Raw genomic sequence first — 22,444 nt, forward strand, 5'->3', positions numbered from 1 at the left:
TCGCCGGCGGGCGTTAGACGTATACGGTGCTGTCCCGTCAATCCCGCATGCGACGCGGGGAGGAGTTCGAGGCGGCGGTCAGGCGCGGCAAACGCGCGGGTCGCCCCACCCTTGTGGTGCATTTCACCATTTCTGGGGAAGAGCCACCTCTGGTGGGTTTCGTGGTGAGCAAGGCCGTCGGGGGCGCCGTGACCCGAAACAAGGTCAAACGACGGCTCCGACACCTGATGCGGGACCGTCTCGATCGGCTGCCGCGAGGTAGCCTGCTTGTGGTACGCGCCAACCCACCGGCCGCGTCCGCGCGATTCGAGCACCTGGCCGCCGAACTCGATCTCGCGCTGGATCGTTTGCTCAGGCGGCGCGAGTCCTCGACGGGTGGACAGAAATGACGGAGCAACCGCAAGGGGTGGTGCCGGGCCTCGCCGCCCGGGCGCTCATCATCCCCATTCGGTTCTATCGGGCGTTCATCAGCCCACTGCTCGGTCCACGCTGCCGGTTCTATCCGTCGTGCAGTGCCTATGGACTCGAAGCGATTGCCGTGCACGGGGCATTGCGCGGCACATGGCTGACTGTCCGGCGCATCGGGCGGTGCCACCCATTCCATCCCGGAGGTATAGACCCGGTGCCCCCACGCCCGGTCCGGTCCCACGAAACGCAAGGGAGATAGCTCGGTGGAGCTGTCCTGGCTGAGCTGGCTGTACCAAGCCGTAGCCCAAGTCATCATCTGGATCCATACTGCATTCAGCACGGTTCTCAACCCGGACAGCGGGCTGACCTGGGCGTTGACGATCATCACGCTTACCGTGTTCATGCGGATCCTGATCTTCCCGCTCTTCCTGAAGCAGATGCGCTCGTCGCGGAAGATGCAGGAACTCGCCCCCAAGGTTCAAGAGCTGCGCAAGCGTTACAAGAACGACAAGCAGCGCATGAACCAGGAGGTCATGGCGCTCTACCAGGGCGCGGGCGCCAACCCGCTCGGTGGCTGCCTGCCTGTCGTCGCACAGTTCCCGATCTTCATCTCCATGTTCACGGTGCTGCAGAACATGGCGAACGGGCACGCCAAGTACGGCATGACGCAGGAGCTCGTCGACAGCGCGCGCAAGGCGCACATCTTCGGCGCGCCGCTGCCCGCCAACTTCTGGATGAGCGCCGACGACCTCGCGGCCTTCGGCGCCGGCAACGTACAGACCAAGATCGTCCTGGGCATCTTCGTCGCGGTCAGCTCGCTGACCACCTTCCTCACCGTCCGGCAGAGCGTCACCCGCTCCATGGCCCAGATGCCGGACAACCCCATGGCGCAGCAGCAGAAGATCCTGATGTACATCTCTCCGCTGTTCGCCTTCTTCAGCCTGAACTTCCCGCTCGGTCTGATCATGTACTGGGTCACGACCAACCTGTGGACCCTCGGTCAGCAGCACTGGTTCTACAGCAGGCATCCGATGCCGCAGTACGACGCCAAGGGCAACGTGATCCCCGTCGAGTCCAAGCCCGGGCTCCTCGCCAAACTGCGGAAGACCACTCCGGAAGAACAGGCCCCTCCGCCCCCTCCGGAGCCTAAGATCATTAGGCAGCAGCCGAGCAGGCAGTCACGCAGCAAGCGCACCGGCAGCAAGAAGTCTTGAACACGAAGGAGAGGCCGGCCATGACCGAGGCCGAGCAGGAGAAGGCTCCTGATCTCAACGCGCTGGAGCAGGAAGGTGAGATCGCTGCCGACTACGTCGAGGGCCTTCTCGACATCGCCGACATCGACGGCGACATCGACATGGACGTCGAGGGCGACCGCGCCCTGGTCTCCGTCGTCGGGCTGAAGAGCACGGAGCTGGTGGGGCCCGCGGGCGAGGTCCTCGAAGCGCTGCAGGAGCTGACCCGGCTGGCCGTGCACCGGCAGACCGGCGAGCGTTCGCGGCTGATGCTCGACGTGGCCGGCTACCGGGAGCGGCGCCGCGCGGAGCTGACCAAGCTCGGGACCGAGATCGCGATCCAGGTCAAGGAACGCGGCGAGTCGAAGGCGCTGCAGCCGATGACCCCGTTCGAGCGCAAGATCGTCCACGACGCGGTGGCCGCCGCCGGGCTGCGGAGCGAGTCCGAGGGGGAGGAGCCGCAGCGGTACGTGGTGGTTCTGCCTGCCTGAGGCATGCATGTGTGGGTTCGTGCCCGTCTGGGGCCTTTGGTGCTCCTCGCCTGAGGTACATTCCCGCCGCCGTCCGAATCGGCCGTCTGTCCGCTGTTGCGCGTGGCAGGCGGCCGTTTTCCGTTGCGGGGTGCTTTCTGCGGGGTGCATGCGCATCCTCCAGTGCTCGCACCCCTCACAGCCCGTACGCCTCACAGCCCGTACGCCTCACAGCCCGCCCTCGCGTGCGCCCGGCACCTTCAGCACCCTCAGCGCCGCGTGCGCTCGGCACCCCAGCACCCCAACGCTGGCAGTGCCCGCGTGCGCCCGGCACCCCTCAGCACTCGCCACCCTCCAGAGCCCGTACCCGCCCGTACCCCAGCGCCCGCGTTCACCTGCACGCCAGCGCCCGCCAGCGCCCGCACTCGCATTTGCCTGCACCCCGCACCCGCGCTCGCGTCCGCGTCCGGCCGTACCCTGCACCCGCGCCCGCGTTTCCCTGTACCCCCGCACTCACGTTCGCCCGCTCTCGCGCTCTCTCCCCGTGTTAGCGCTCGCAAGTCGGCAAGGGCGTGCCGACGGCGCGCTCACAGGCCTCCTTGACCCCAGCCCGCTAGTCTGCCTTTGTGATCTCCTCCCGTAGCCTTGGGGGAGCACAAAACCGAAACCGGCCTCCGCAGCCGCCCGCCGCACCACCGAAGCAGACCGCCCACCGCAGCCCGCACCGGCGCGACACGAGACGACGACACACCGAACCCACACCGAACCTCATACCGACACCCTCGACACCTTTCACCTACTCTCCACACCTACGCCTCGACCACCCACTCTCCACACCTCCTTCCACACCGACACAGCGAGCAAGGGCCGCCAGGTCCCAGAAAGGGCCACCGACCAGTGAGCGACGATGAGCTTCCTGAGCCGCCGGAGATAGCGCGGGACGTCTTCACCGGGGAAGCTTGGGAGCGTGCCAACGCCTTCGCCGGGCTGCTGGCCGGTCCCGGCGTCGTCCGAGGGCTGCTGGGCCCGCGGGAGGTGCCGCGCATCTGGGATCGTCACCTGCTCAACTGCGCGGTGGTCGCCGAGGCCGTGCCCCCGGACGTAAGCCTGGTGGACATCGGCTCGGGGGCGGGGCTGCCGGGTCTGGTCCTGGCCATCGTGCGACAGGACATCACGGTTACCCTGTTGGAGCCGCTGCTTCGTCGTACCGTGTTCCTGGAGGAATGCGTTGAGGCGCTCAAGCTGGACAACGTCGAGGTGTTGCGCGGCCGGGCGGAGGAACTCGCCGGCAAGCACGTCTTCGACGTCGCCAGTGCCCGCGCCGTGGCGCCGCTCGACCGCCTCCTGAAATGGGCGATGCCGCTGCTCCGCGAGGGCGGCGAGCTGATCGCCATGAAGGGGGAGCGGGCCGCCGACGAACTCGCCGAGGCGGAGGCCCAATTGCGGGCCAGCGGAGCCCGAACGGCTGAGCTTGTGACCGTCGGGCACGGTAAGGTCGAGCCGCCTGCAACATTGGTTCGGGTGGTAGCGGGTCGCGCGCCGGAGCGAGCTAGGCCGCGACGAAGGAGGTGACGGTTGTGCCAGTCGCGTCAAGCGGTCTGGGCTGGCCGGACAGCCGTCGGTCCGAGAGTCCCAACGGGGTTGGCTGGCCTGAAATGGGCGTGTCGCGACAGCAAACTCCCGGCACCGGCACACCACTGGTTGAAAGGATGGCCAACGTGACCCAGACCCCCCTGAACCCCGGTGATTCGCCCCTGGTACGAGAGGCCCTCAGCTCAGTGGTTTCACGTGAAACATCCGCCACCCAGACGGCCGCCCAGACGGGTGAGCCGACGAGCGAGGGTAACGGCACCTGGCCGCGTCCAGCCAAAACCAGAGTGATCGCGGTTGCCAACCAGAAGGGCGGCGTGGGCAAGACGACCACCTCGGTCAACATTGCCGCCGCCCTCTCCATGCACGGGCAGCGCGTCCTCGTGGTCGACCTCGACCCCCAGGGCAACGCCTCCACCGCCTTGGCGACTGAGCATCGCGGCGACGTGCCGGACGTGTACCAAGTGCTGGTCGACGACCTGCCGATGGCCGACATCGTCAAGCAGGTGCCCGAGATGCCCAACCTCTACTGCGCCCCGGCCACCATCGACCTGGCGGGCGCGGAGATCGAGCTCGTCTCCCTGGTCGCCCGCGAAGCCCGCCTCCGCCGCGCCTTGGCCGCCTACGAGGGCGTGGACTTCGACTACATCGTGATCGACTGCCCACCATCCCTCGGCCTCCTGACCGTGAACGCCCTGGTCGCCGCCGACGAGGTCATGATCCCCATCCAGTGCGAGTACTACGCGCTGGAAGGGCTCGGGCAGCTGCTCCGGAACGTCGACCTGATCAAGGCCCATCTGAACCCGACGCTGCAGCTCTCCACCATCGTGCTGACGATGTACGACGGCCGTACCCGGCTGGCGTCGCAGGTGGCGGAGGAAGTACGGGCCCACTTCGGTGAGACGGTGCTCAACACGGTGATCCCGCGTAGCGTCCGCCTGTCGGAGGCGCCCAGCTACGGGCAGTCGGTGATGACGTACGACCCGGGATCCAGCGGCGCGATGGCCTACATGGACGCCGCCCGCGAAATCGCCCACCGAGCCGTCGTCGCCTGACCGCGCTTCTTCCACGCACGGGTTGAAGGGAACCGGGTCGGTCCGTTCTCACCTCGGGCGAGCGACGTCCGAATCGCTGCCGGTGACCTCGTGGGGGATGCGTGGCCTCGGCCCCATGTGATCCCCGGGCCGGTGAGGGTCCCTGACGAGTGCAGCGGCCCCCACCGGGGTTGGTGCTTTGGTGCGGGGCGGTGCTTCGTTGCGGGGGAGTGCGTTGTGTGTGGCGTGCGCGGGCTTGGACGGTGATCTACTCCCTTCCGGCGTCCAGCTCTTGTGCTGTACGCGCACGCCTGCATGCCCCACGCCCACGCTCACGAACGCCACACCGCCCACGATGCCTTCGGTATCCACAACGCCTTGAGTGCCCACGCGAGGTCTTACGCAGGTCCGCTCATGCGTGACCCACCGCGGTCCGCGAGGCGGTGCTTGTAGGTGCGCAGCCCTTCGCGGTGGTCGCCGGTGGCACGGTACTTCACCCTTCGTGGTGCGCGGTGCCCCGTGGTGCGCGGTGCCCTGTGGTACGCGGTGCCCCGTGGTGCGCGGTGCCCCGTGGTGTGCGGTGTTTCGCAGTGCCGCAGCCTTCATGCCCAGCACGGCATGCCACCCCTGCGGCTGGACCGCCGAGCACGTCCGGACGCACGCGCACAACCGGGCGCCGCACGCATGCCAACGCGCACGGCCAAACGCGCGTAGCGATCCGCGCCTCCCGCTCGCCCACCACTGCGCACCGCCACTGCGCACCCTGCAAGGCGGCCGTGACACCGCCCACGTGATCGTGTATCAGAAGGCCAAGCACAGGGGAGGCTCTTTACGCAACGCGAGCCGGCATTCGCCGCGTACCCTTGCCCTGTGTATCGTGCCAGCCACACGAGGCGCACGCCGTGCACAGCTCTTCCCGTCCTGCCATGCTCATCAGCAGCATGCTCGGCCGGGCCTGTGAAAGGCATCCAGGCCGGGTGGTCATGCTGCCCTGGCGCATCGGCATCGCCACCGCCCTGGCCTATGCCAGCGTGCTGGCCCGCCTCCGCCCTGGCGTACGCCGGCGTGCTGGCCCGCCTCCGCCTCGCTCTTGGCTTGCTCTGCGGCGCTCCTCACCCGCGTCCGCTGCGCTTGAGGGCCGCCTCTGGTCTGCCTTTGGTCCGCCTCCTCTCCGCCCCCCTCCGCCTTCCATCCGCTTCTCGTCCGTCTCTGCGGCTGCCTCCGGCGCGCTCCTGCCGCGCTAGTGGGTTGGTATCAAGGTCCGCCTTGGCGTTCCGTTGCCACACTCCCGGTCTGCCTCCGGACTGTGTCGCGGCTCCGGTTCGCCTCCGGCGTGGGTTCGCCCGCTCCTCGCTCTCTTCGCTCCTGGCTCACCTCGTCCCCGCTTGGCTTGCCCACCCCAACCTCGCGTACAGCCGCGCCCGACGCTTGTGCTCGGCACGTGCGCCTGGAGCGTGTACATGGCACGGGTGGTTGGCGTGTGGCCGGGGCGGGACAGGTGCATCTTGGAGCTCAGTCACGAGTTGGGCAGGTTTGTGACCGTGTCGGTGTAAATCCAACCGGGTGGTGTGTGGCGAGGGGGCACCCCGCGGGGCGGGCGACGGTAACCTTCCCTGGAGACCGGAATCTACCGGGTGGATGAGGAGACGCAGTGAGTCAGCAGCGGCGGGGATTGGGCAAGGGGCTCGGGGCGCTCATCCCGACCGGTCCCATCGTTGACGGTACGGGGGCGGCGGCGCCGACCGCGTCCAACGGGTCAACGGGGGAGACGGGGCCGAAGCCGATCGCTGGGGCGTACTTCAAAGAGATCGCCCTCTCCGCGATCGTCCCCAACCCGCGGCAGCCGCGTGAGATCTTCGAGGAGGAGCGGCTCAAGGAGCTGGCGGAGTCCATCCAAGAGGTCGGTCTTCTGCAGCCGATCGTGGTGCGATCGGTCGGTGGTGGCAAGTACGAGCTGATCATGGGGGAGCGGCGCTGGCGGGCGTGCCAGCGGGCGGATCTCGATCCGGTGCCGGCGATCGTCAGGAACACCCAGGACACCGATCTTCTGCGTGACGCCCTCATCGAGAACTTGCAGCGCGAGCAGTTGAACGCGTTGGAAGAGGCGGCGGCGTACCAGCAACTCCTTGATGACTTCCAGGCGACGCACGATCAGCTTGCCAAGAAGGTCGGTCGTTCCCGTTCTCACATCACCAATACGTTGCGTCTCCTGAATCTTCCGCCCGAAGTGCAGCGGAAGGTGGCCGCTCAGGTCATCAGTGCCGGTCATGCGCGGGCCCTGCTGGGGCTTGAGAGCGCGGAAGAGCAGATAACGCTTGCCAAGCGCATCGTGGCGGAGCTTCTCTCGGTGCGGGCCGTGGAAGAGATCGTGGCCATGGGGAGCGCCAAGGCGGCCAAGTCGCCGCCGCGGGAGCGTCAGACGGCCAAGCCGACTGCGCCTGGGCTTACGCACCTTGCCGACCGGCTCTCGGATCACTTCGAGACCAAGGTGAAGGTGGATCTGGGGCGCAGGAAGGGGCGGATCGTTGTGGAGTTCGCGACGATCGATGACCTTGAGCGCATCATCGGCACCATGGCGCCTGAAGCGGTGCGTGCGATGCGGGATGGCGAGGACTGACTGATCGGCGGCTGGCCCTGCCGACTCTGCCGGTCTTACCAGACTCGGCCAGCTCGGCCAGCTCGGCTGGTTCGGCGTCTTTCGGTGGCTAGCAGCTAGTTGGCTGGGGCGCTGGGCGAGCGGTGTTTCACGTGAAACATGGGCGTGAAGAGCGGGCTGGGGTTTCGCGGTGATGCTAGGCGCTGTTTCACGTGAAACATGGGGAGTGGGCGGCGGTGCGCTCTGTCTGAGCGACGTTCGCTGCGGCTTGCTTGATGGCGGACTTCATGGGGCTGGGGGAGTGCCGGAGGGTTGTCTGCCGCACCATCGGTCGCTGCGGTGTTTCACGTGAAACTGTGCGGTGGGGGAGTTGGCGACGCTGCTGCGGGCGTCGCGTGGACGGTGGCTCTTCGGGGGGCGTGTTTCACGTGAAACCGGAGAGGCGCGGATTGTTGGCGGCCTTCGCTGTTACGTCGCGGCGGCCTTGTGGATGTCGTCGAGGAAGTCGTCCACGTGTTCCGGTGTCGTGTCGAAGGCGGTCATCCAGCGGACCGTGCCTGCGGCCTCGTCCCAGTAGTGGAAGAGGTAGCGGCGGCGGAGCGGCTCGGCGACGGTCGGCGGGAGAGTGGCGAAGACGGCGTTGGATTGCACCGGGTGCGCGAGCGAGACGCCTGGGACATCCGCGAGGCCGGTCGCCAGGCGGGTGGCCATCGCGTTGGCGTGGGAGGCGTTCTGGCGCCAGAGGTCGTTCGTGAGGAGAGCAGAGAGTTGCGCTGAGATGAAGCGCATCTTCGAGGCGAGTTGCAGAGACTGGCGGCGGAGGAACGGTACGGCGTGGGCCAGTGATGGATCGAGGACGACGACCGCCTCGGCCGCCAGGGCGCCGTTCTTGGTGCCGCCGAAGCCGAACACGTCCACCCCTGCGTCCGTGGTGACGGCCTTCAGGTCGCAGTTGAGGAAGGCGGCCGCGTTGGCGAGCCGGGCGCCGTCGAGGTGGAGGCGGAGACCTGCCTCGTGTGTCACTTCGGCGATGGCGGCGATCTCGGCGGGGGAGTAGGTGGTGCCTAGTTCTGTGGTCTGCGTGATGGAGACGACGGCGGGCTGGGACACGTGGTGGTTGCCGAGGCCGTCCAGGCGCGACTTGATGTCGGCGGGGCGTAGTTTGCCGTCCTCGGTCGGGACGGTCATGAGCTTCACGCCGAGCAGGCGTTCCGATGCGCCGGCTTCGTGGGTGGCTATGTGGGCGCTGTCGGCACAGATGATGGCGTCGTAGCGGCCCAGCATGAGGGCGAGGCCGACCATGTTGGCGCCTGCTCCGTTGAGGACCGCGAAGCCCTCGGCGGTGGGGCCGAATGTTTCCTTGATTTTCTCCTCGAAGGTTGATGTCCAGGTGTCGTCGCCGTAGGCGGGGGCGTCGCCGACGTTCGCGGCGGAGATGGCTTCGAGGATGGTGGGGTGCACGCCGGCGTGGTTGTCGCTGGCGAAGCTCTTGGGGTACATCGGATCGATCGGCACGTTGTAAGGCTACTTATGGGTGTGGGAGCTTCGGTGCCTCCAGGGTGGGGTGCCGCCGAGTGAGGGCCTCAGCGGTGGGGCGCCTCAGGGGTGGGCGCCGTAAGGGTGGGCGCCGCAAGGGCGGGTGTCTCAAGGGGCGGGTGTCTCAAGGGGCGGGTGTCTCAAGGGGCGGGCGCCGTAAGGGTGGGTGACTCAAGGGGTGGGGTGACGGCGTCATGGCGGTGGGTGGTGAAGGGGAGGGGCGCGCGGCTGGCCGCCGCGTGGGTGGGGAGGAAGCGGCGGCGGTTGGACGGGAGGGGAGTGGGTGAGAGGAGTAGTGGGGCGGGGACGTGGGCGGGAGGCCATGCCGCGGTCTCGCGCCCCACGCACGCGCCCACGTCATACACACGGAACGTCGCCCCACGACCGCGCTACACGCGCACGCCACACGCCCGCGTTACACCCGCACCCACACCCACCCCCCACACAAGCGTCACACGTCCGCACACCACGCCGCGCGTCATGCGCCCGCACACCACGCCGCGCGTCATGCGCCGCACCCCAGGCGCACGCAACGCGCCCTACCGCATACACTCACCGCACACCGGCCCGCTGCGGCCCGCCGACGCGCCGACGTATCGCCCCACTCCCCGCCGCTCCCGATCTCGCCCAAGCCTCGCCTTGCGCACTCCGCTCCCACCCACGTCCCTCGCTCCACTCCTCGCCCCCCTGCTGCTGGGTGTAGGCGGGTGCATGCGGCTTGGGTGCCTGAGGCCGCGCATGCATGGGCGTGGGTGCCTGAGGCCGTGCATGCATGGGCGTGCGTGGCGCGAGGTCGTGTGGCGGGTGCCTGTGATGCGCTTGTCCGGCGGGTGTGGGCGTGGGGCGGGGGAGTATGGCGGGCGTGTGTCCGTCGTGCCGGGTGTGAGCGCGTGTAAGGCGAACACGGCATCACATGTGCGGGGGAGTAGTGGGGGCTCAGGGTGAGACTTCACGTGTGTACGGTGCTGCGGCCGTAGACCGCCGCACCCTGAGCCTTAACCAACCGAACAGCCACCCCAGGGTGCCGACACACCTGCCGCCCTCGCTAGGAAGCGGCGGAGCGGGAGGCCGCGTTCTGGAGGAGCGTTCGGCAGAGTTCGCCGAGATCCTGGCCCGCCGCCTCAGCCGCCATAGGCAGCAGGGAGGTCTCCGTCATCCCCGGTGCCACGTTGACCTCAAGGAAGTGCGGCACCCCGTCTCCGTCCACGATGAGGTCCGTTCGGGAGATGTCGCGCAGTCCCAGAGCGGTGTGGGCGGTTACGGCGGTGGAGGCGCAGGCGGCGGCTGCGGCGGCGGAGAGGCGGGCGGGGGCGAAGAACTCGGTGTGGCCGGCGGTGTAGCGGGCGGCGTAGTCGTAGACGCCTTCGTCGGGGACGATTTCGACGGCGGGCAGGGCGATGGGGCCGGATCCGAGGTCGACGACGGAGACGGCCACCTCGACGCCCTCGACGTACCGCTCGATCAGCGCGGTGTCGCCGTACGCGAAGCAGCCGACCATCGCGGCGGGCAGCTCTTCGGCGGTGGGGACGAAGGAGGCGCCCAGGGCGGAGCCGCCGCGGGCGGGCTTGACGAAGAGGGGCAGGCCGAGGCGTTCGACGATGCGGCCGAGGACGACGGTGGCGCCCAGGTCGTGGAAGGTCTCCTTGGGGAGGGTGACGGAGGCGGGGGTGCGCAGGCCGACGGAGCGGACGACGGCCTTGGCGGTGGGCTTGTCGAAGGCCACGCGGCAGGCGTCGGGGTCGGCGCCGACGTACGGCACGTTGAGGAGCTCCAGCACGGAGCGGATGGCGCCGTCCTCGCCCGCGCCGCCGTGGAGGGTGACGAAGACGGCGTCCGGCGGGTCGGCGAGGATGTAGGGCACGAGGGAGGCGTCGGTGTCGCGGGTCTCCACGTCGGTGCCCGTGGCGCGCAACACCTCGCTGACTCTGCGACCCGAGCGCAGAGACACCTCCCGCTCGTAGGAGAGGCCTCCGGCCAGCACGAGCACGTGGCCCAGATCGCTCATCACATCTCCTCTGCTGACGCCGCTGATGGCAGGCTGTCCAACCGTACCGGCGGCCGGGGCTAATGGTGTACGGGAGGTGCTTTCTCCGGCGATCCCATGCCATCTCCTCCGGGAAGGGAAGGATCCGGCTCCTCCGGAAGGGAAGGATCCGGCTTCTCCGGGAAGGGAGGATCCGGAAGCCTGGGGACGCAGGGTGCAAGTGCCTCAGGGACGTGGGGAAGCGCAGGGGGCAGAAAGGGAGCACGTACCACCTCAGGGAGCACGTACCTCAGGGATCTGGCGGGCGCAGGGGGTGCACGTACCTCAAGAAGCGACAGGCCGAAGAAAGCGGCAGGCCGGCGTCGCGCGCTGGGCGACGCCGGCCTGCCGGTGGATCAGGCCAGATCGGGCCCCGGCGTGTCGACGCCCTGGTGGTCGCGGGCGGAGGCGGTGCCGAAGGTGTCCCGGAGCTGGATCTCCTGCTCGATCACCCCGGCGAGCCTCCGCACCCCTTCCCGGATGCGGTCGGGCTCGGGGAAGCAGTACGACAGCCGCATGTGCCGCGCCCCGCTGCCGTCGGAGAAGAACCCGGTGCCGGGCACGAACGCGACCCGTTCGGCCACGGCCCGCGGCAGGATCGCCTTGGAGTCGAGACCTTCGGGCAGGGTGGCCCAGACGAAGAAGCCGCCGCCGGGCCTGGTCCAGGAGACCTCGGGCGGCATCAGGGATTCGAGCGCGTCGAGCAGCGCGTCGCGGCGTTCGCGGTAGAGCTCCCTGAAGGATTTGATCTGTTCGTGCCACGGCTGCGTCGCGAGGTACTGGCCCACCGCGAGCTGCGTGAACGACGAGTGCGACAGCACGGCCGACTCCATGGCCAGCACGAGCTTGTCGCGGATGGCGTGCGGCGCGAGCGCCCAGCCGACGCGGAAGCCGGGGGCCAGCGTCTTGGAGAACGAGCCCAGGTAGACCACGCCGTCGGGGTTGTCGGCGCGCAGGGCGCGCATGGGCTCGCCGTCGAAGCCGAGCAGCCCGTACGGGTTGTCCTCGATGATGAGGATCCCGGCCCGCTGGCAGATGTCGAGCACCTGCTGGCGGCGGGCGATGTTCAGGGTGACGCCGCCCGGGTTGTGGAAGGTCGGGATCGTGTAGAGGAACTTGATGGGCGCGCCGGCGGTCTCCAGGGCGTAGATGGTCTGGGCCAGCGATTCGGGCACGATGCCCTGATCGTCCATGGCGATATGGACCACTTTGGCCTGGTAGGCGGCGAACGTACCCAGTGCCCCCACGTAGGAGGGGCCTTCGGCCAGCACGACGTCGCCCGGATCGATGAAGATGCGGGTGATCAGGTCGAGGGCCTGCTGCGAACCGACGGTGACGACCACGTCGTTCGCCCCGGCGTGAATCCCCTCCAGCCGCATGACCTCGCAGATCTGCTCGCGCAGATGCGGGTCGCCCTGGCCGGAGCCGTACTGCAGCGCGACGGGGCCGCGCCGCGTGACGAGGTCGGAGACCAGCTCGCCGACCATGTCGAGGGGAAGAGCCGTGACGTACGGCATGCCGCCCGCGAGCGAGACCACCTCGGGCCTCGACGCGACGGCGAAAAGAGCTCGGATCTCGGAGGCGACCATCCCGGTAGCTCGCGCGGCGTACCGATCGACGTAAGCGTCGATGCGCGACCCTTGGGTCGCGGGCGTCTGACCGTGATCCAGCTCTTCTGTCACGGCCCACCTCCTAGGTGTCATATCGGGCTGAAATACCAGATTACGCCAGACGGACATGTCGCCCGTCGCCGGGCTCGACCGTCGTGGTGTCCGGTGGCGGCATCTTCACTGGGCTACGATGCCACCTGTAGACGCGGTTTTCGCGCGCTTTTCCGGGTCAACGATAGGGGCCGTAGTTGTCGCGCCGGCTGGTCAACATAACCCTGGACAATCTTGAAGATCTTCCGCGCCGTTGCCGAAGGTGCGTGTTCTGGGAGCTCGACCCCATGAGCGGGGAGCGGGCGGTGGATTCTGGCGATCCGACCCTGGAGAAGGAAGCCTGGATCTCCGGCACGCTGCTGGAGTGGGGGAGTTGCGGCAAGATCGCCTACGTCGACGGCGTGCCCGCCGGGTTCGTGCTCTACAGCCCGCCGCTCTACACCCCGCGTTCGGTGGCCTTCCCGACCTCGCCGGTGAGCGCGGACGCGGTGTTGCTGATGACCGCGCACATCATTCCCGAGTTCTCGGGCGGCGGGCTGGGCCGGATGCTGATTCAAGGGGTGGCCAAGGACCTGACGCGGCGCGGCGTGAAAGCCATTGAAGCTTTCGGGGACCTCAAGTGGGAAGAGCCTAGTTGCGTCGTTCCAGCGGAATACTTGCTTTCTGTGGGGTTTAAGACCGTTCGTCCGCATTTGAGATTTCCGCGGTTGCGGCTGGAGCTCAAGAGCGCGGTCTCGTGGCGTGAGGACGTCGAGGTGGCCCTTGAACGGCTCCTCGGCTCCATGAGCCCGGAACGGGCGCTACGTCCCGTCTGACGCCACCACAGCCCCGCAGAATACGAGCACAAGACAAACGCCCCGCGACCGGTGACGATCGCGGGGCGTTTCTCGCTGGGCGTCCTAGATGATGCCCTCGAGCTCGCGCAGCAGCATGGCCTTCGGCTTGGCGCCGATGATCTGCTTCACGACCTCTCCACCCTTGTAGACGTTCATCGTCGGGATCTGGAGCACACCGTACTGACGGGGCACCTCAGGGTTCTCGTCGATGTTCAGCTTGACGATCTCCAGCTTGTCGCCGTGCTCGTTGGCGATCTCCTGGAGGATGGGCGCGACCTGACGGCACGGGCCGCACCACTCCGCCCAGAAGTCGACCAGCACGGGCTTGTCGCTCTTGAGGACCTCGGACTCGAAAGTGGCGTCGGTGACAGCCTTCACGGTTGCGCTCCCTTACTTCTCGTTGTCGGCGAGCCAGCGCTCGGAGTCGAGCGAGGCCGCACAGCCGGTGCCCGCCGCGGTGATGGCCTGGCGGTAGGTGTGGTCGACGACGTCGCCGGCGGCGAACACGCCGTCGATGTTGGTCGCCGTGGAGGGGGAGGCCACCTTGATGTAGCCGTCCTCGTCGAGGTCGATCTGGCCCTTGACCAGCTCGGTGCGGGGGTCGTGGCCGATCGCGAGGAACAGCGCGTCGGTCGCCAGCTCGCACTCCTCGCCGGTCTTGACGTTGCGCAGCTTGACCGCGTCGACCTTGGTCTCGCCCAGCACGTCGACGACCTCGGAGTCCCAGACGAAGCGGATCTTGTCGTTGGCGAACGCCCGGTCCTGCATGATCTTGCTGGCGCGCAGCTCGTCACGGCGGTGCACCACCGTCACCATGCGCCCGAACCGGGTCAGGAACGTGGCCTCCTCCATCGCGGTGTCGCCACCGCCGACGACCACGATGTCCTTGTTGCGGAAGAAGAACCCGTCACAGGTCGCACACCAGGACACACCGTGGCCGGACAGCCGCTTCTCGTTCTTCAGGCCGAGCTCGCGGTAGCCGGAGCCCATCGCCAGGATGACCGACTTGGCGTAGTAGGTGTCGGTGTGGGTCTTGACCACCTTGGGGTTGGCGTTCAGGTCCACCTCGACGACGTCGTCCGCCACCAGCTCGGCGCCGAACCGTTCGGCCTGCTTGCGAAGGTTGTCCATGAGGTCGGGGCCCATGATGCCGTCGGGGAACCCGGGGAAGTTCTCCACGTCGGTGGTGTTCATGAGCGCGCCGCCGGCGGTCACGGAGCCTTCGAAGACGAGCGGCTTGAGTTCGGCGCGCGCGGAGTAGACGGCCGCCGTGTAGCCGGCAGGGCCGGAACCAATGATGATCACGTTACGGACGTCGCTCAACGCTGTCACGCCTTCCTCGTCTGCTGATTGCACCGGCGTCAACGAATCCTAGGCCGCCCTGATTCCCCGCCCTACCCGGCAACGCGGGGAGAAACGAAAGAGCCCGCCGAAGCGGGCTCTGACGTGGGCTAACTTACGGACGACCGTTACCAGCGGCCCAGTGCGGGCTTACGCAGGTTCTTGCAGTTGAACGGGTCGACGACGTCGATGCGGACCTTCTTGGCGGCCCGCTGCTTCCAGGAGGCCACGACGAGCGCCTCCTGGCCGTTGTACTGGCCCTGGTCCACGGCGAACACGTCGAGCTTGGACCGCTTGGAGACCGCGCTGACACACTTGGAGACCGCGTCGGCCCCGTTGGAGGTGTCGAGCACGGCCGGAGCCGGCGCCAGGAAGCTCTCCAGCGACATCCTCAGCTCAGGGTCGCTGTAGTTGTGGTCGCTGTTGGTCACGGCGTAGCCCCTGGCCTTCAAATGGCCCTTCGGCTGCTCAGAAGACTGGGAAGGCTGCGCCGGTGGCAGGGCGATCGGTGGCGCGACGCTCGTGCCGCTGTCACCGCCGCTCGCCAGCAGGCCCGTGGAGGCCACGGCCGTGCCGACCACGACGGCCGCCGCCGCGGCGGCGACCGCGGGCATCGCCCAGCGCCGTCGCCGCATGGTGCGGGTCTCGGCGGGGACGATGGTGCCGTCGTCGGAGACCACGCCGAGACGTACCGGCTCGGGAATCTCACGGACGCCGTCGGCCCCGGAAACCACCGAGGAGGCCATGGCCGGACGCCGCTCCCACGGGGCGTCCCGCATGAGCTCATCCCAGTCAGGCGTTTCCACGAGGCCGACACCCCCGCCACGCCGGGACTCAGCCTCGGCTGCCAGGGCCTTGTCGATGCGCAGTGCGACACCCATCGGCATGGCCGGTGTGGGGGTCGCGGCCAGCACCTCGCGAACCGCCGCCAGGTCGGCCAGAAGCTCCCCACAGGGGTCGCAGACCGCGAGATGCTCGCGGACCTGGCGCGCCGTGCCTGCGTCCAGGAGACCCTCTGCCAGCTCGGCGAGGATTTCCAGATCGTAGTGCGTATCACCCGTCACGAAGTTCTGCTCCCTTCGCGGATGAGACGCGATTGAGGTCCGATCGGTTCCGCAGATGCGAAAGAATTGGGGCAAGTTTCGCGCGGCCTCGCGCACAGCGGCTCTTCACGGTGCCGCTGGGCACCTGAAGCACCTGAGCTGCGTCTTCGACCGAATAGCCCATCATGTCCACCAGCACCAGTGCGGCCCGCTGGTCGGCGGGCAGCAGCTTCAGCGCGGCCGAAACCTCCATCGAGACCTCGCGCTCGACGGTCTGGTCGGGCAGCGGCGTCTCGCGCTCGGCCGCCTCGATCAGCTCGTCGTCGGCGACGGGCCGGACGGACTTGCGGCGCATCCGGTCGAGGCAGGCATTCACCACGATCCGGTGCAGCCAGGTCGTGACGGCCGCCTCGCCGCGAAACGTGGCGGCCTTGCGATATGCGGAGACGAAGGCGTCCTGCACGGCGTCGGCGGCCTCGTCGGGGTCACCGAGCGTACGCAGTGCGACCGCCCACATGCGGTCGCGGTGCCTTTTGACGATTTCACTGAAGGCGTGTGGATCCCCGTTGATATGCGCGGTGAGCAGCTCGGCGTCTGTGACCGCCGGCCGCTCCGCTGCTGAGGGTGTCTCGGGTGGGGAGTTCACAAGAGAGATTCCTGATTATGCCGATCCGGGAGAGTGCACCACTACCTCATAGATGGTGCCATGAAAAGTGCCTGCATCCGTCGGAACACGCGTAAACCAGATCAAAACGTACTGACCGCTTGTCGCCTCTTCGGGGGTGAGAGTCGTCTTACCTGCGGCGTTCTTCTCGGTCGCCACGGTCTTCAGCGAGTCGAGGTCGGGGGAGTCGCCCACCTTCAGCTCGACGGTCGCGCCCGACGCATCGGACAGCGTAGCCACCACGTCACTGATCTGCATGGACTTGCCCATGTCGAGCAGCAGGCCCACGCCGTCCTTGAGCCTGCCCAGGTCGGCGCTGGTGTAGGTCTCGGTCTTCCACAGCGTGCCGGGCTTGCCGTCGATGGCCAGCTTCGCGATGTCGCTCTTTTCGTCGCCGTCGCCGAGCGGGTCGAAGCCCTTGGCGTTCTTCGGCTTGACGGCGTCGACGGCGACCGTGGCCGACTTGGTCGAGGTGGGGGCGGCGGAGGCCGGGCCGGACGCGGTCGGGCTGCCCAGGCTGCGGCCGATCGTCCAGGCGCCGACGCCGACGGCGGCGATGACGAGCAGCACCACCAGCGTCATCAGCACGCGGTTGACCGTGCTGCCCCCGCCGCCGCCCGACGGGCGCTGCGGCATCGTGACAGGCGGCAGCGGCGGCATGGGGGCGGCCTTCTGCCGGTGAGCGATGTCCAGGCCCTCGGTGTGGGACGCCGAGGCGACCGCCGGGGTCGAGGGGTAGGAGATCGGGATCGGCATCGGCCTGGCCACGTCGGCCAGTGACTCGGCCACCTCTGCGGGGCTGGACAGCGCGCCCTGGCCCCTGCGCGACTCCGGCAGGCAGGCCCGCACGGTGACCGTGTCGAGGTAGCCGGGCACGCCCGCGGTCACCTGGCGGGGCGTGCAGAAGTGGCCGTCGGTCATGGGGGCGGCGGGCAGGCCGCCCTCCTCCTCGTCGCCCGGCCAGTGGCCGGTCAGGCCCGCGTACAGCAGCCGGCCGAGCCCTTCGGCGTCGTCGAGCGCCGGCTGGTCGGTGGTCAGGCCCCACATGGCCGCGTCGACGGCCACGCCGAGCACCTTGACCGTGTTGCCGTTCGTCCACATCAGGTGGGACGGGCGCAGGCACAGGTGGTAGAGCTGCGCCTCGTGGGCGTGCGCGAGGGCCTCGGCGGCCTCGGCGACCAGCCCGGCCGCCCGCTCGGGCTCCAGCGGCCCGTTGGCCAGCAGGTCGGTCAGCGTCTCGCCGGTGACCCACTCGCTGACGACGTAGGCGCTCTTGTCGTCCTCGGCGGCGTCGAACACCTGGGTCAGGCGCGGGTCGGTCAGCCGGCTGGCCGCGCGGGCGGCCGTGACGACCTCGTGGACCCGGGGAAAGTCGGGTGCGAAGGTGTGCACCGCCACAGGGCGGGCAAGGATCTCGTCGATCGCCTTCCACAACGTGGCGCCGTCGGACTCGCTGACGCGGTCCTCCAGCCGGAAGCGCTCGGCGAGACGGGTGCCGGGTTCGACGGCCGACGTGCTGCTCACTGGCTCACTCCGCTTGGCCGATCGGGCGTGCTCATGGTTCGACTCACCTGCGTGGCCGTGTCCCACGAAGGCACGCTATGCCGGGTGGATCCGCCCACGCCCCTCCTGCTTCCATTCGCGCGTGTCGGGCTCCATGGTAGTGCCGAGTAGATTCCGCCCGCGTTCTTTACCGACCTACCCGCCTCGCGACCATCCCAACGATCGAATTGACCTCCGGGATGCGCATTCTGTGGGCCACGCCGAGATAGAGCACCATACCCAGTCCGCCGCCGATGGCGAGCACTATGACCGAATTGAGAAAATCGAGCCCGCCGAAGACGGTCGTCACGAGCCACACCGCGGCCAGCGCCAGCACGGCCGTGGGCAGGGCGGCGAGGTACATCCGGGTCATCGACATGCCGACGGCCCAGCCGCCCAGGCCGCCGACCCGGCGGCTGGCCAGCCACCAGGCCAGGACCGCGCCCAGCCCGTACGCGACCGCGTACGCCAGCGCCAGCCCCATCACCGCGTACGCGGCCGGCAGCACCAGGTACAGCAGCACCATGAGCACCGCGTTGACCGCCGTCGTCCCGGCCCCGACGAACACGGGGGTGCGGGTGTCGCCGAAGCTGTAGAAGACCCGCAGGAGGAGCTGGAAGATCGCGAAAGGCACCAGCGCGAGCCCGTACACCTGCAGCACGTTGCCGATGTAGACGGCGTCGGCGACGCTGTTGGCGCCGTGGCCGTAGATCGGCACGGTGATCGCCGGCCCGAGCACCATGAGCAGCAGCGACACGGGCACCATCAGCGAGCAGATCAGCCGCACGTTCGAGCCGAACTCGCCGCGCACGTCCTCGAAGCGCCCCTCGCTCACGGCCCGGCTCATGCGCGGCAGCATCGCGGTGATCACCGAGACGCCGATGACGCCGTAGGGGAGCTGGAAGAGCTGGAACGCCAGCGTGTACGGGCTGACCCCGTGCCCCTTCACCGCGTCGCCCGCCGAGCTGGCCAGGTTGACGGTCAGCATGAAGCCGAGCTGGGTGACCACCGCGTAGCCGATCGTCCAGACGCCGGCCTTGCCCATCTCGCCCAGGCGGGCGTTGCGCAGGTCGAAACGGGGCACGAAGGAGAACCCGACCCGCCGCAGCGCCACGACGAGCACCGCCGCCTGCGCCACGATGCCGGCCGTGGTGCCCAGGCCCAGCAGCGCGAGGTCGGTGTTGGTGACCTTGCTGATGTCGCTGCCCGTGCCGATCGCGGCGTAGAGCAGGAACACCACGATGACGACGACGTTGTTGAGCACCGGGGCCCACATGGGGGCGCCGTAGCGGTCGCGGGTGTTGAGGATGGCGCCCGCCACCGCGCCCACGCCGAAGAAGGCGAGCTGCGGCAGGATGAAGCGGGCCAGCATGACGGCCACCTCGTACTGCCTGCTGCCCGGCGCCCAGTCGCTGTAGAGGTCGATCAGCAGCGGCGCGGCCAGCACGGCGAGCACCGCGACCACGACCAGCGTGCCCGTGGCGATGGTCAGCAGCCGCTGCTCGTAGGCCCGCCCGCCGTCCTCGTCGTGCTGCTGGGCGCGGATCACCATGGGCACGATCACGCTGCTGAGCACGCCGAGGAGCAGCAGGTCGAGGATGCCGTACGGGATCGCGTACGCCACGTTGTAGGCGTCGCCCAGCGCGGCGGTGCCGATGGCGTAGGCCAGGACCATCGTCCGCACGAAGCCCGTGACCCTGGACACCATGGTGCCCGCCGCCATGATGGCGCTGGCCCGCAGCATGCGGCTCATACGGTCTCACTCTCCCGGTTCTTGGCGGCACGCGCGAGCTTGCGCTGGGACCTGCGGCGCAGCAGCCGCGTCACCACGGCGGCGAGCATCACGGTCAGCGCCGCGCCCACGATCACCAGGGCGATCCCCGTGTAGCCGGTGGTGCGGATCGTCAGCCGCTGCGGCTTGCCGTACGGCTGCCCGTCGGCGGTCTTGAGCTGCACGGTCACGGTCGCGTCGCCGCTGGTGTCGGGGGCGGCGTTCATCTGGACCTGCACGGTGCCGCTCTGCCCGCCGCCGATCGTCAGCGGCTCGGGCTGCGCGAAGTTCACCGTCAGCAGCTCGGGGTTGTCGGACTTGATGTCGATGTAGAGCTCGATGGGCACGCCGAGCTCGTTCTTCACGCTGATCGGCACCACGCCGTTGCTGCCCGCGAGCGTCTTCGGGGAGTCGGGGCTGGCGCCGGTGATCTTGATCTCGGCGAGCCTGCCGTCCACGGCCTTCTTGACCTCGTTGGTCACCGAGCGGCCCGCCCGCGTGCTGTTGCGCCAGGCGGAGGAGGTCAGCCGCAGCACCGCCGCGTCGAAGCGGGACTGCGTCTTCTGCTGCATGATCAGCGAGGTGAGCTGCGACTTCGACCAGATGTCCTTGACCGGGTCGAGGTACTTGCGGCTCAGCTCCTCCTTGCGGTCCTGGTCGGTGTAGGTCAGGCCGGCGCGCGGGGTGGAGGTCTTGGCCGGCTTGAGCGACTCCAGCGTGGCCGGCTGCAGCCACGGCAGCCGGCCCGCCGCCTTGACCAGGGCGGTGACGAGCGCGGGGTTGGGGTTCCAGCGCCGCGAGGGGGCGATGACCAGCGACCTCGGCGTGACCTGGCCCGGCTCGGAGGCGATCATCGCGGTCTCGGCGACGAAGCGTTGCGTGCTGAGCGCGACGGACGTGCCGGTGCCCGGCTCGAACAGGCGGCTCAGCTCGGCGTCGGCGACCAGCGCGGTGACGGGGCCGTTGACCGAGTCGAGGGTCGCCGCGGCGTCGGGCGTGGTGAGGAGGGCCTGCTGCGGCGGCAGGTTGGTGGCGTTGAGCAGGACGGTGTCGACGTCGCTGACCGACAGCAGGTCGAGTGCGTCGGGGTCGAGCACGCCGTCGGCGGGCCAGGCGAGGTTGGTCTTGGCGTTGCGGTTGAGCAGTGTCCTGGCCGTCTGCCCGCCCAGCTCGACCGCCCGCTGGGTCTGCGTGTCGAGCCCCTGGTGGGCCAGCGCCGCCACGTCGGGGTCGGCGTACGGGGTCGCGACCACGGGGGAGGCGGCCAGCGCGCTGCGCATGGTCGTCAGCCACTGGGCGGCCTCGGCGCTGGCGGGCTTCTTCTCCTCGCCGTCCTTGGTCTTGACGCTGTAGCCCTTGGACATCCGGTTGACGTCGTCGAGCAGCGCCGGGTCGAACACCCAGGTGACGGTGGACGGCGCCGACTGCGCGATGCGGGCCAGGTCGGCCAGGCGGCCCCGGCCGGCCAGCGACTGGCTCAGCTTGTCGTCCACGAACGCGGCGTCGTCGGTCGCGCGGTGCGGCTGGTCGATGACGGGCAGGGCGATGGCGATCTTGTTGCGCGGCAGCTTCTGCGGCGTGGCCGGCGCGTACGTCAGGAACGTGCGCTGCGCGGCCTGCGGGACGGAGTACTGGGCGACGTCCACGGCGATCGGATAGACGCCGAACTGGCTCAGCCCGAGCTGCACGGGGGTCGCGGTGATCGTCCACTGCGCCGTGCCGCCCGCGGCGAGCGGCTCCAGGTCCATGTAGGAGTTGCGGGTGGAGACGTTCTCCGGGAGCGTCTGGGTGCTCTGGTCGTTCTGGTAGGCGGCCATGGCGGCGCGGTCGGTGAGCCTCTGGTTGCTGTAGCGCAGGCGCACCTGCAGCCCGGTCACGGGCGCCCCCGTGTCGTTGCGCACCGTACCGGTGATCTTGATCTCATCGGTCAGGTTTCTGGGGGCCTCTGGCGTGATCGACGAGATCGTCACCGTGTAGCCCTGCCTCTGCACGGTGGTCAGCGCCGGTTTCGCGGCAGCAGACCCTGGCGTCACCGCCACCAGGGGGGCGAGCAACGCGGCGGACAGCGCGGCGAGCAGCGTGGCCTTACGGATCACGCGGATGCCCGACCTGGACTACGACGACGACGCACGCCCGCAATGGTACGGGCTCAGTGCCGTCGCGCGACCGCCACGCGCGATCCTCGCGGGCGCGAGCCGCGCAGGTCGACCATCTTGCCTGGCAGGACGGCCAGCAGGTCGAGAGCACGCAGGCACAGCGCTGTGTGACGCTCGCCGGTGGCGGTGTAGAGCGGCCCGGTGTCGGCCAGCAGCCGGTCGTCGATGAACATCGGCAGCGACTCGGGCAGCAGCAGCGGGCACACCAGCCCGCAGGCGTAGTCGGTGGTGGCGTTGACCACGTGGGCGGGCGCGGGGCGTACCTGGCGCGCGCCGAGCAATCCGCCGACGGCTCCGGGCCGGGGAGGCGAGGAGACGGGGGAGGTGACCCCGATGACGACCTCGCGGCCGACCCAGGTCGTGACTTCGAGCACTGTGACCGTCAGGCACCGCTCAGGGGCGGCGGAGACCGTCTCCGGCAGCTCTTCCGCGCATGTCATGGGACGCGGAAGGCGTACGATCTCATGATGGACCTGGTGTGCGAGGAGCCAGCGGTGGATCGCGAGGGCGTCCTTCATATAGTCCTCCTTGCCTGTGTCCA

Annotated in this window: 19 protein-coding genes; 8 read left to right on the plus strand and 11 right to left on the minus strand. The window is 68.9% G+C overall.

Annotation, left to right across the window (positions count from 1 at the left end):
* Positions 1-47: 47 nt before the first annotated feature.
* The 7 genes from rnpA to ABD331_RS41845 all read left to right on the plus strand — a co-directional run bounded on the left by rnpA (position 48) and on the right by ABD331_RS41845 (position 7,351).
* Positions 48-389: a ribonuclease P protein component gene (gene rnpA / locus ABD331_RS41815; protein WP_425566189.1), complete on the plus strand. Its 342-nt coding sequence runs from the start codon at positions 48-50 to the stop codon at positions 387-389.
* The gene (yidD, locus tag ABD331_RS41820) at positions 386-667 is read left to right on the plus strand and encodes a membrane protein insertion efficiency factor YidD (protein ID WP_148443101.1); all 282 of its coding nucleotides are present in this window, start codon (positions 386-388) and stop codon (positions 665-667) included. The genes rnpA and yidD overlap by 4 nt, the downstream gene beginning before the upstream one ends.
* A 4-nt stretch (positions 668-671) precedes the next feature.
* Entirely contained in the window at positions 672-1,622 is a 951-nt protein-coding gene (gene yidC, locus ABD331_RS41825; protein ID WP_344487993.1) for a membrane protein insertase YidC, read from the plus strand.
* 20 nt (positions 1,623-1,642) lie between these two features.
* Positions 1,643-2,131, plus strand: a complete 489-nt coding sequence (locus ABD331_RS41830) for a Jag family protein (protein WP_344487995.1) — start codon at positions 1,643-1,645, stop codon at positions 2,129-2,131.
* An 876-nt stretch (positions 2,132-3,007) separates the two neighbouring features.
* Entirely contained in the window at positions 3,008-3,682 is a 675-nt protein-coding gene (rsmG, locus tag ABD331_RS41835; protein WP_344487997.1) for a 16S rRNA (guanine(527)-N(7))-methyltransferase RsmG, read from the plus strand.
* Between the two features lie 137 nt (positions 3,683-3,819).
* A complete protein-coding gene (locus ABD331_RS41840; RefSeq protein ID WP_344487999.1) occupies positions 3,820-4,755 on the plus strand; it encodes a ParA family protein in 936 nt (311 codons plus the stop codon).
* Between the two features lie 1,630 nt (positions 4,756-6,385).
* Entirely contained in the window at positions 6,386-7,351 is a 966-nt protein-coding gene (locus ABD331_RS41845) for a ParB/RepB/Spo0J family partition protein (RefSeq protein ID WP_344488001.1), read from the plus strand.
* Positions 7,352-7,798: 447 nt separating this feature from the next.
* On the opposite strand, the gene ABD331_RS41850 is transcribed toward ABD331_RS41845, so the two are convergent.
* The 3 genes from ABD331_RS41850 to ABD331_RS41860 form a co-directional block, all read right to left on the minus strand.
* Positions 7,799-8,845 (minus strand): threonine aldolase family protein, encoded by a 1,047-nt coding sequence (locus ABD331_RS41850; protein WP_344488003.1) that lies wholly within the window; start codon positions 8,843-8,845, stop codon positions 7,799-7,801.
* Between the two features lie 1,066 nt (positions 8,846-9,911).
* On the minus strand, positions 9,912-10,871 hold the full coding sequence (locus ABD331_RS41855) for a D-alanine--D-alanine ligase family protein (RefSeq protein ID WP_344488005.1): 960 nt from the start codon (positions 10,869-10,871) through the stop codon (positions 9,912-9,914).
* A gap of 374 nt (positions 10,872-11,245) precedes the next feature.
* Entirely contained in the window at positions 11,246-12,571 is a 1,326-nt protein-coding gene (locus ABD331_RS41860; RefSeq protein WP_425566191.1) for an aminotransferase-like domain-containing protein, read from the minus strand.
* Positions 12,572-12,816: 245 nt separating this feature from the next.
* Between ABD331_RS41860 and ABD331_RS41865 the strand changes: the two genes are divergently transcribed.
* Positions 12,817-13,365 (plus strand): GNAT family N-acetyltransferase, encoded by a 549-nt coding sequence (locus ABD331_RS41865; RefSeq protein ID WP_262380220.1) that lies wholly within the window; start codon positions 12,817-12,819, stop codon positions 13,363-13,365.
* A gap of 84 nt (positions 13,366-13,449) precedes the next feature.
* On the opposite strand, the gene trxA is transcribed toward ABD331_RS41865, so the two are convergent.
* From trxA to ABD331_RS41905, 8 genes are all read right to left on the minus strand, one after another.
* Positions 13,450-13,764 carry a thioredoxin gene (gene trxA, locus ABD331_RS41870; RefSeq protein WP_225270509.1) on the minus strand — a complete coding sequence of 105 codons (315 nt, stop codon included), beginning with the start codon at positions 13,762-13,764 and terminating at the stop codon, positions 13,450-13,452.
* Between the two features lie 12 nt (positions 13,765-13,776).
* Entirely contained in the window at positions 13,777-14,709 is a 933-nt protein-coding gene (gene trxB, locus ABD331_RS41875) for a thioredoxin-disulfide reductase (RefSeq protein WP_344488269.1), read from the minus strand.
* Between the two features lie 146 nt (positions 14,710-14,855).
* Positions 14,856-15,791 carry an anti-sigma factor family protein gene (locus tag ABD331_RS41880; RefSeq protein WP_344488012.1) on the minus strand — a complete coding sequence of 312 codons (936 nt, stop codon included), beginning with the start codon at positions 15,789-15,791 and terminating at the stop codon, positions 14,856-14,858.
* Positions 15,781-16,416: an RNA polymerase sigma factor SigM gene (sigM, locus tag ABD331_RS41885; protein WP_127937855.1), complete on the minus strand. Its 636-nt coding sequence runs from the start codon at positions 16,414-16,416 to the stop codon at positions 15,781-15,783. Before sigM ends, ABD331_RS41880 begins: the two co-directional genes overlap by 11 nt.
* Positions 16,417-16,431: 15 nt before the next feature.
* Positions 16,432-17,958 (minus strand): protein kinase family protein, encoded by a 1,527-nt coding sequence (locus tag ABD331_RS41890; protein ID WP_344488017.1) that lies wholly within the window; start codon positions 17,956-17,958, stop codon positions 16,432-16,434.
* Positions 17,959-18,124: 166 nt separating this feature from the next.
* A complete protein-coding gene (gene murJ / locus ABD331_RS41895) occupies positions 18,125-19,729 on the minus strand; it encodes a murein biosynthesis integral membrane protein MurJ (protein ID WP_344488019.1) in 1,605 nt (534 codons plus the stop codon).
* Positions 19,726-21,843 carry a DUF6049 family protein gene (locus tag ABD331_RS41900; protein WP_344488021.1) on the minus strand — a complete coding sequence of 706 codons (2,118 nt, stop codon included), beginning with the start codon at positions 21,841-21,843 and terminating at the stop codon, positions 19,726-19,728. The genes murJ and ABD331_RS41900 overlap by 4 nt, the downstream gene beginning before the upstream one ends.
* Before the next feature lie 53 nt (positions 21,844-21,896).
* Positions 21,897-22,421, minus strand: a complete 525-nt coding sequence (locus ABD331_RS41905; RefSeq protein WP_344488023.1) for an aminoacyl-tRNA deacylase — start codon at positions 22,419-22,421, stop codon at positions 21,897-21,899.
* Positions 22,422-22,444: the final 23 nt, after the last annotated feature.

This window comes from Nonomuraea monospora (assembly GCF_039531895.1).
GTDB lineage: Bacteria > Actinomycetota > Actinomycetes > Streptosporangiales > Streptosporangiaceae > Nonomuraea > Nonomuraea monospora.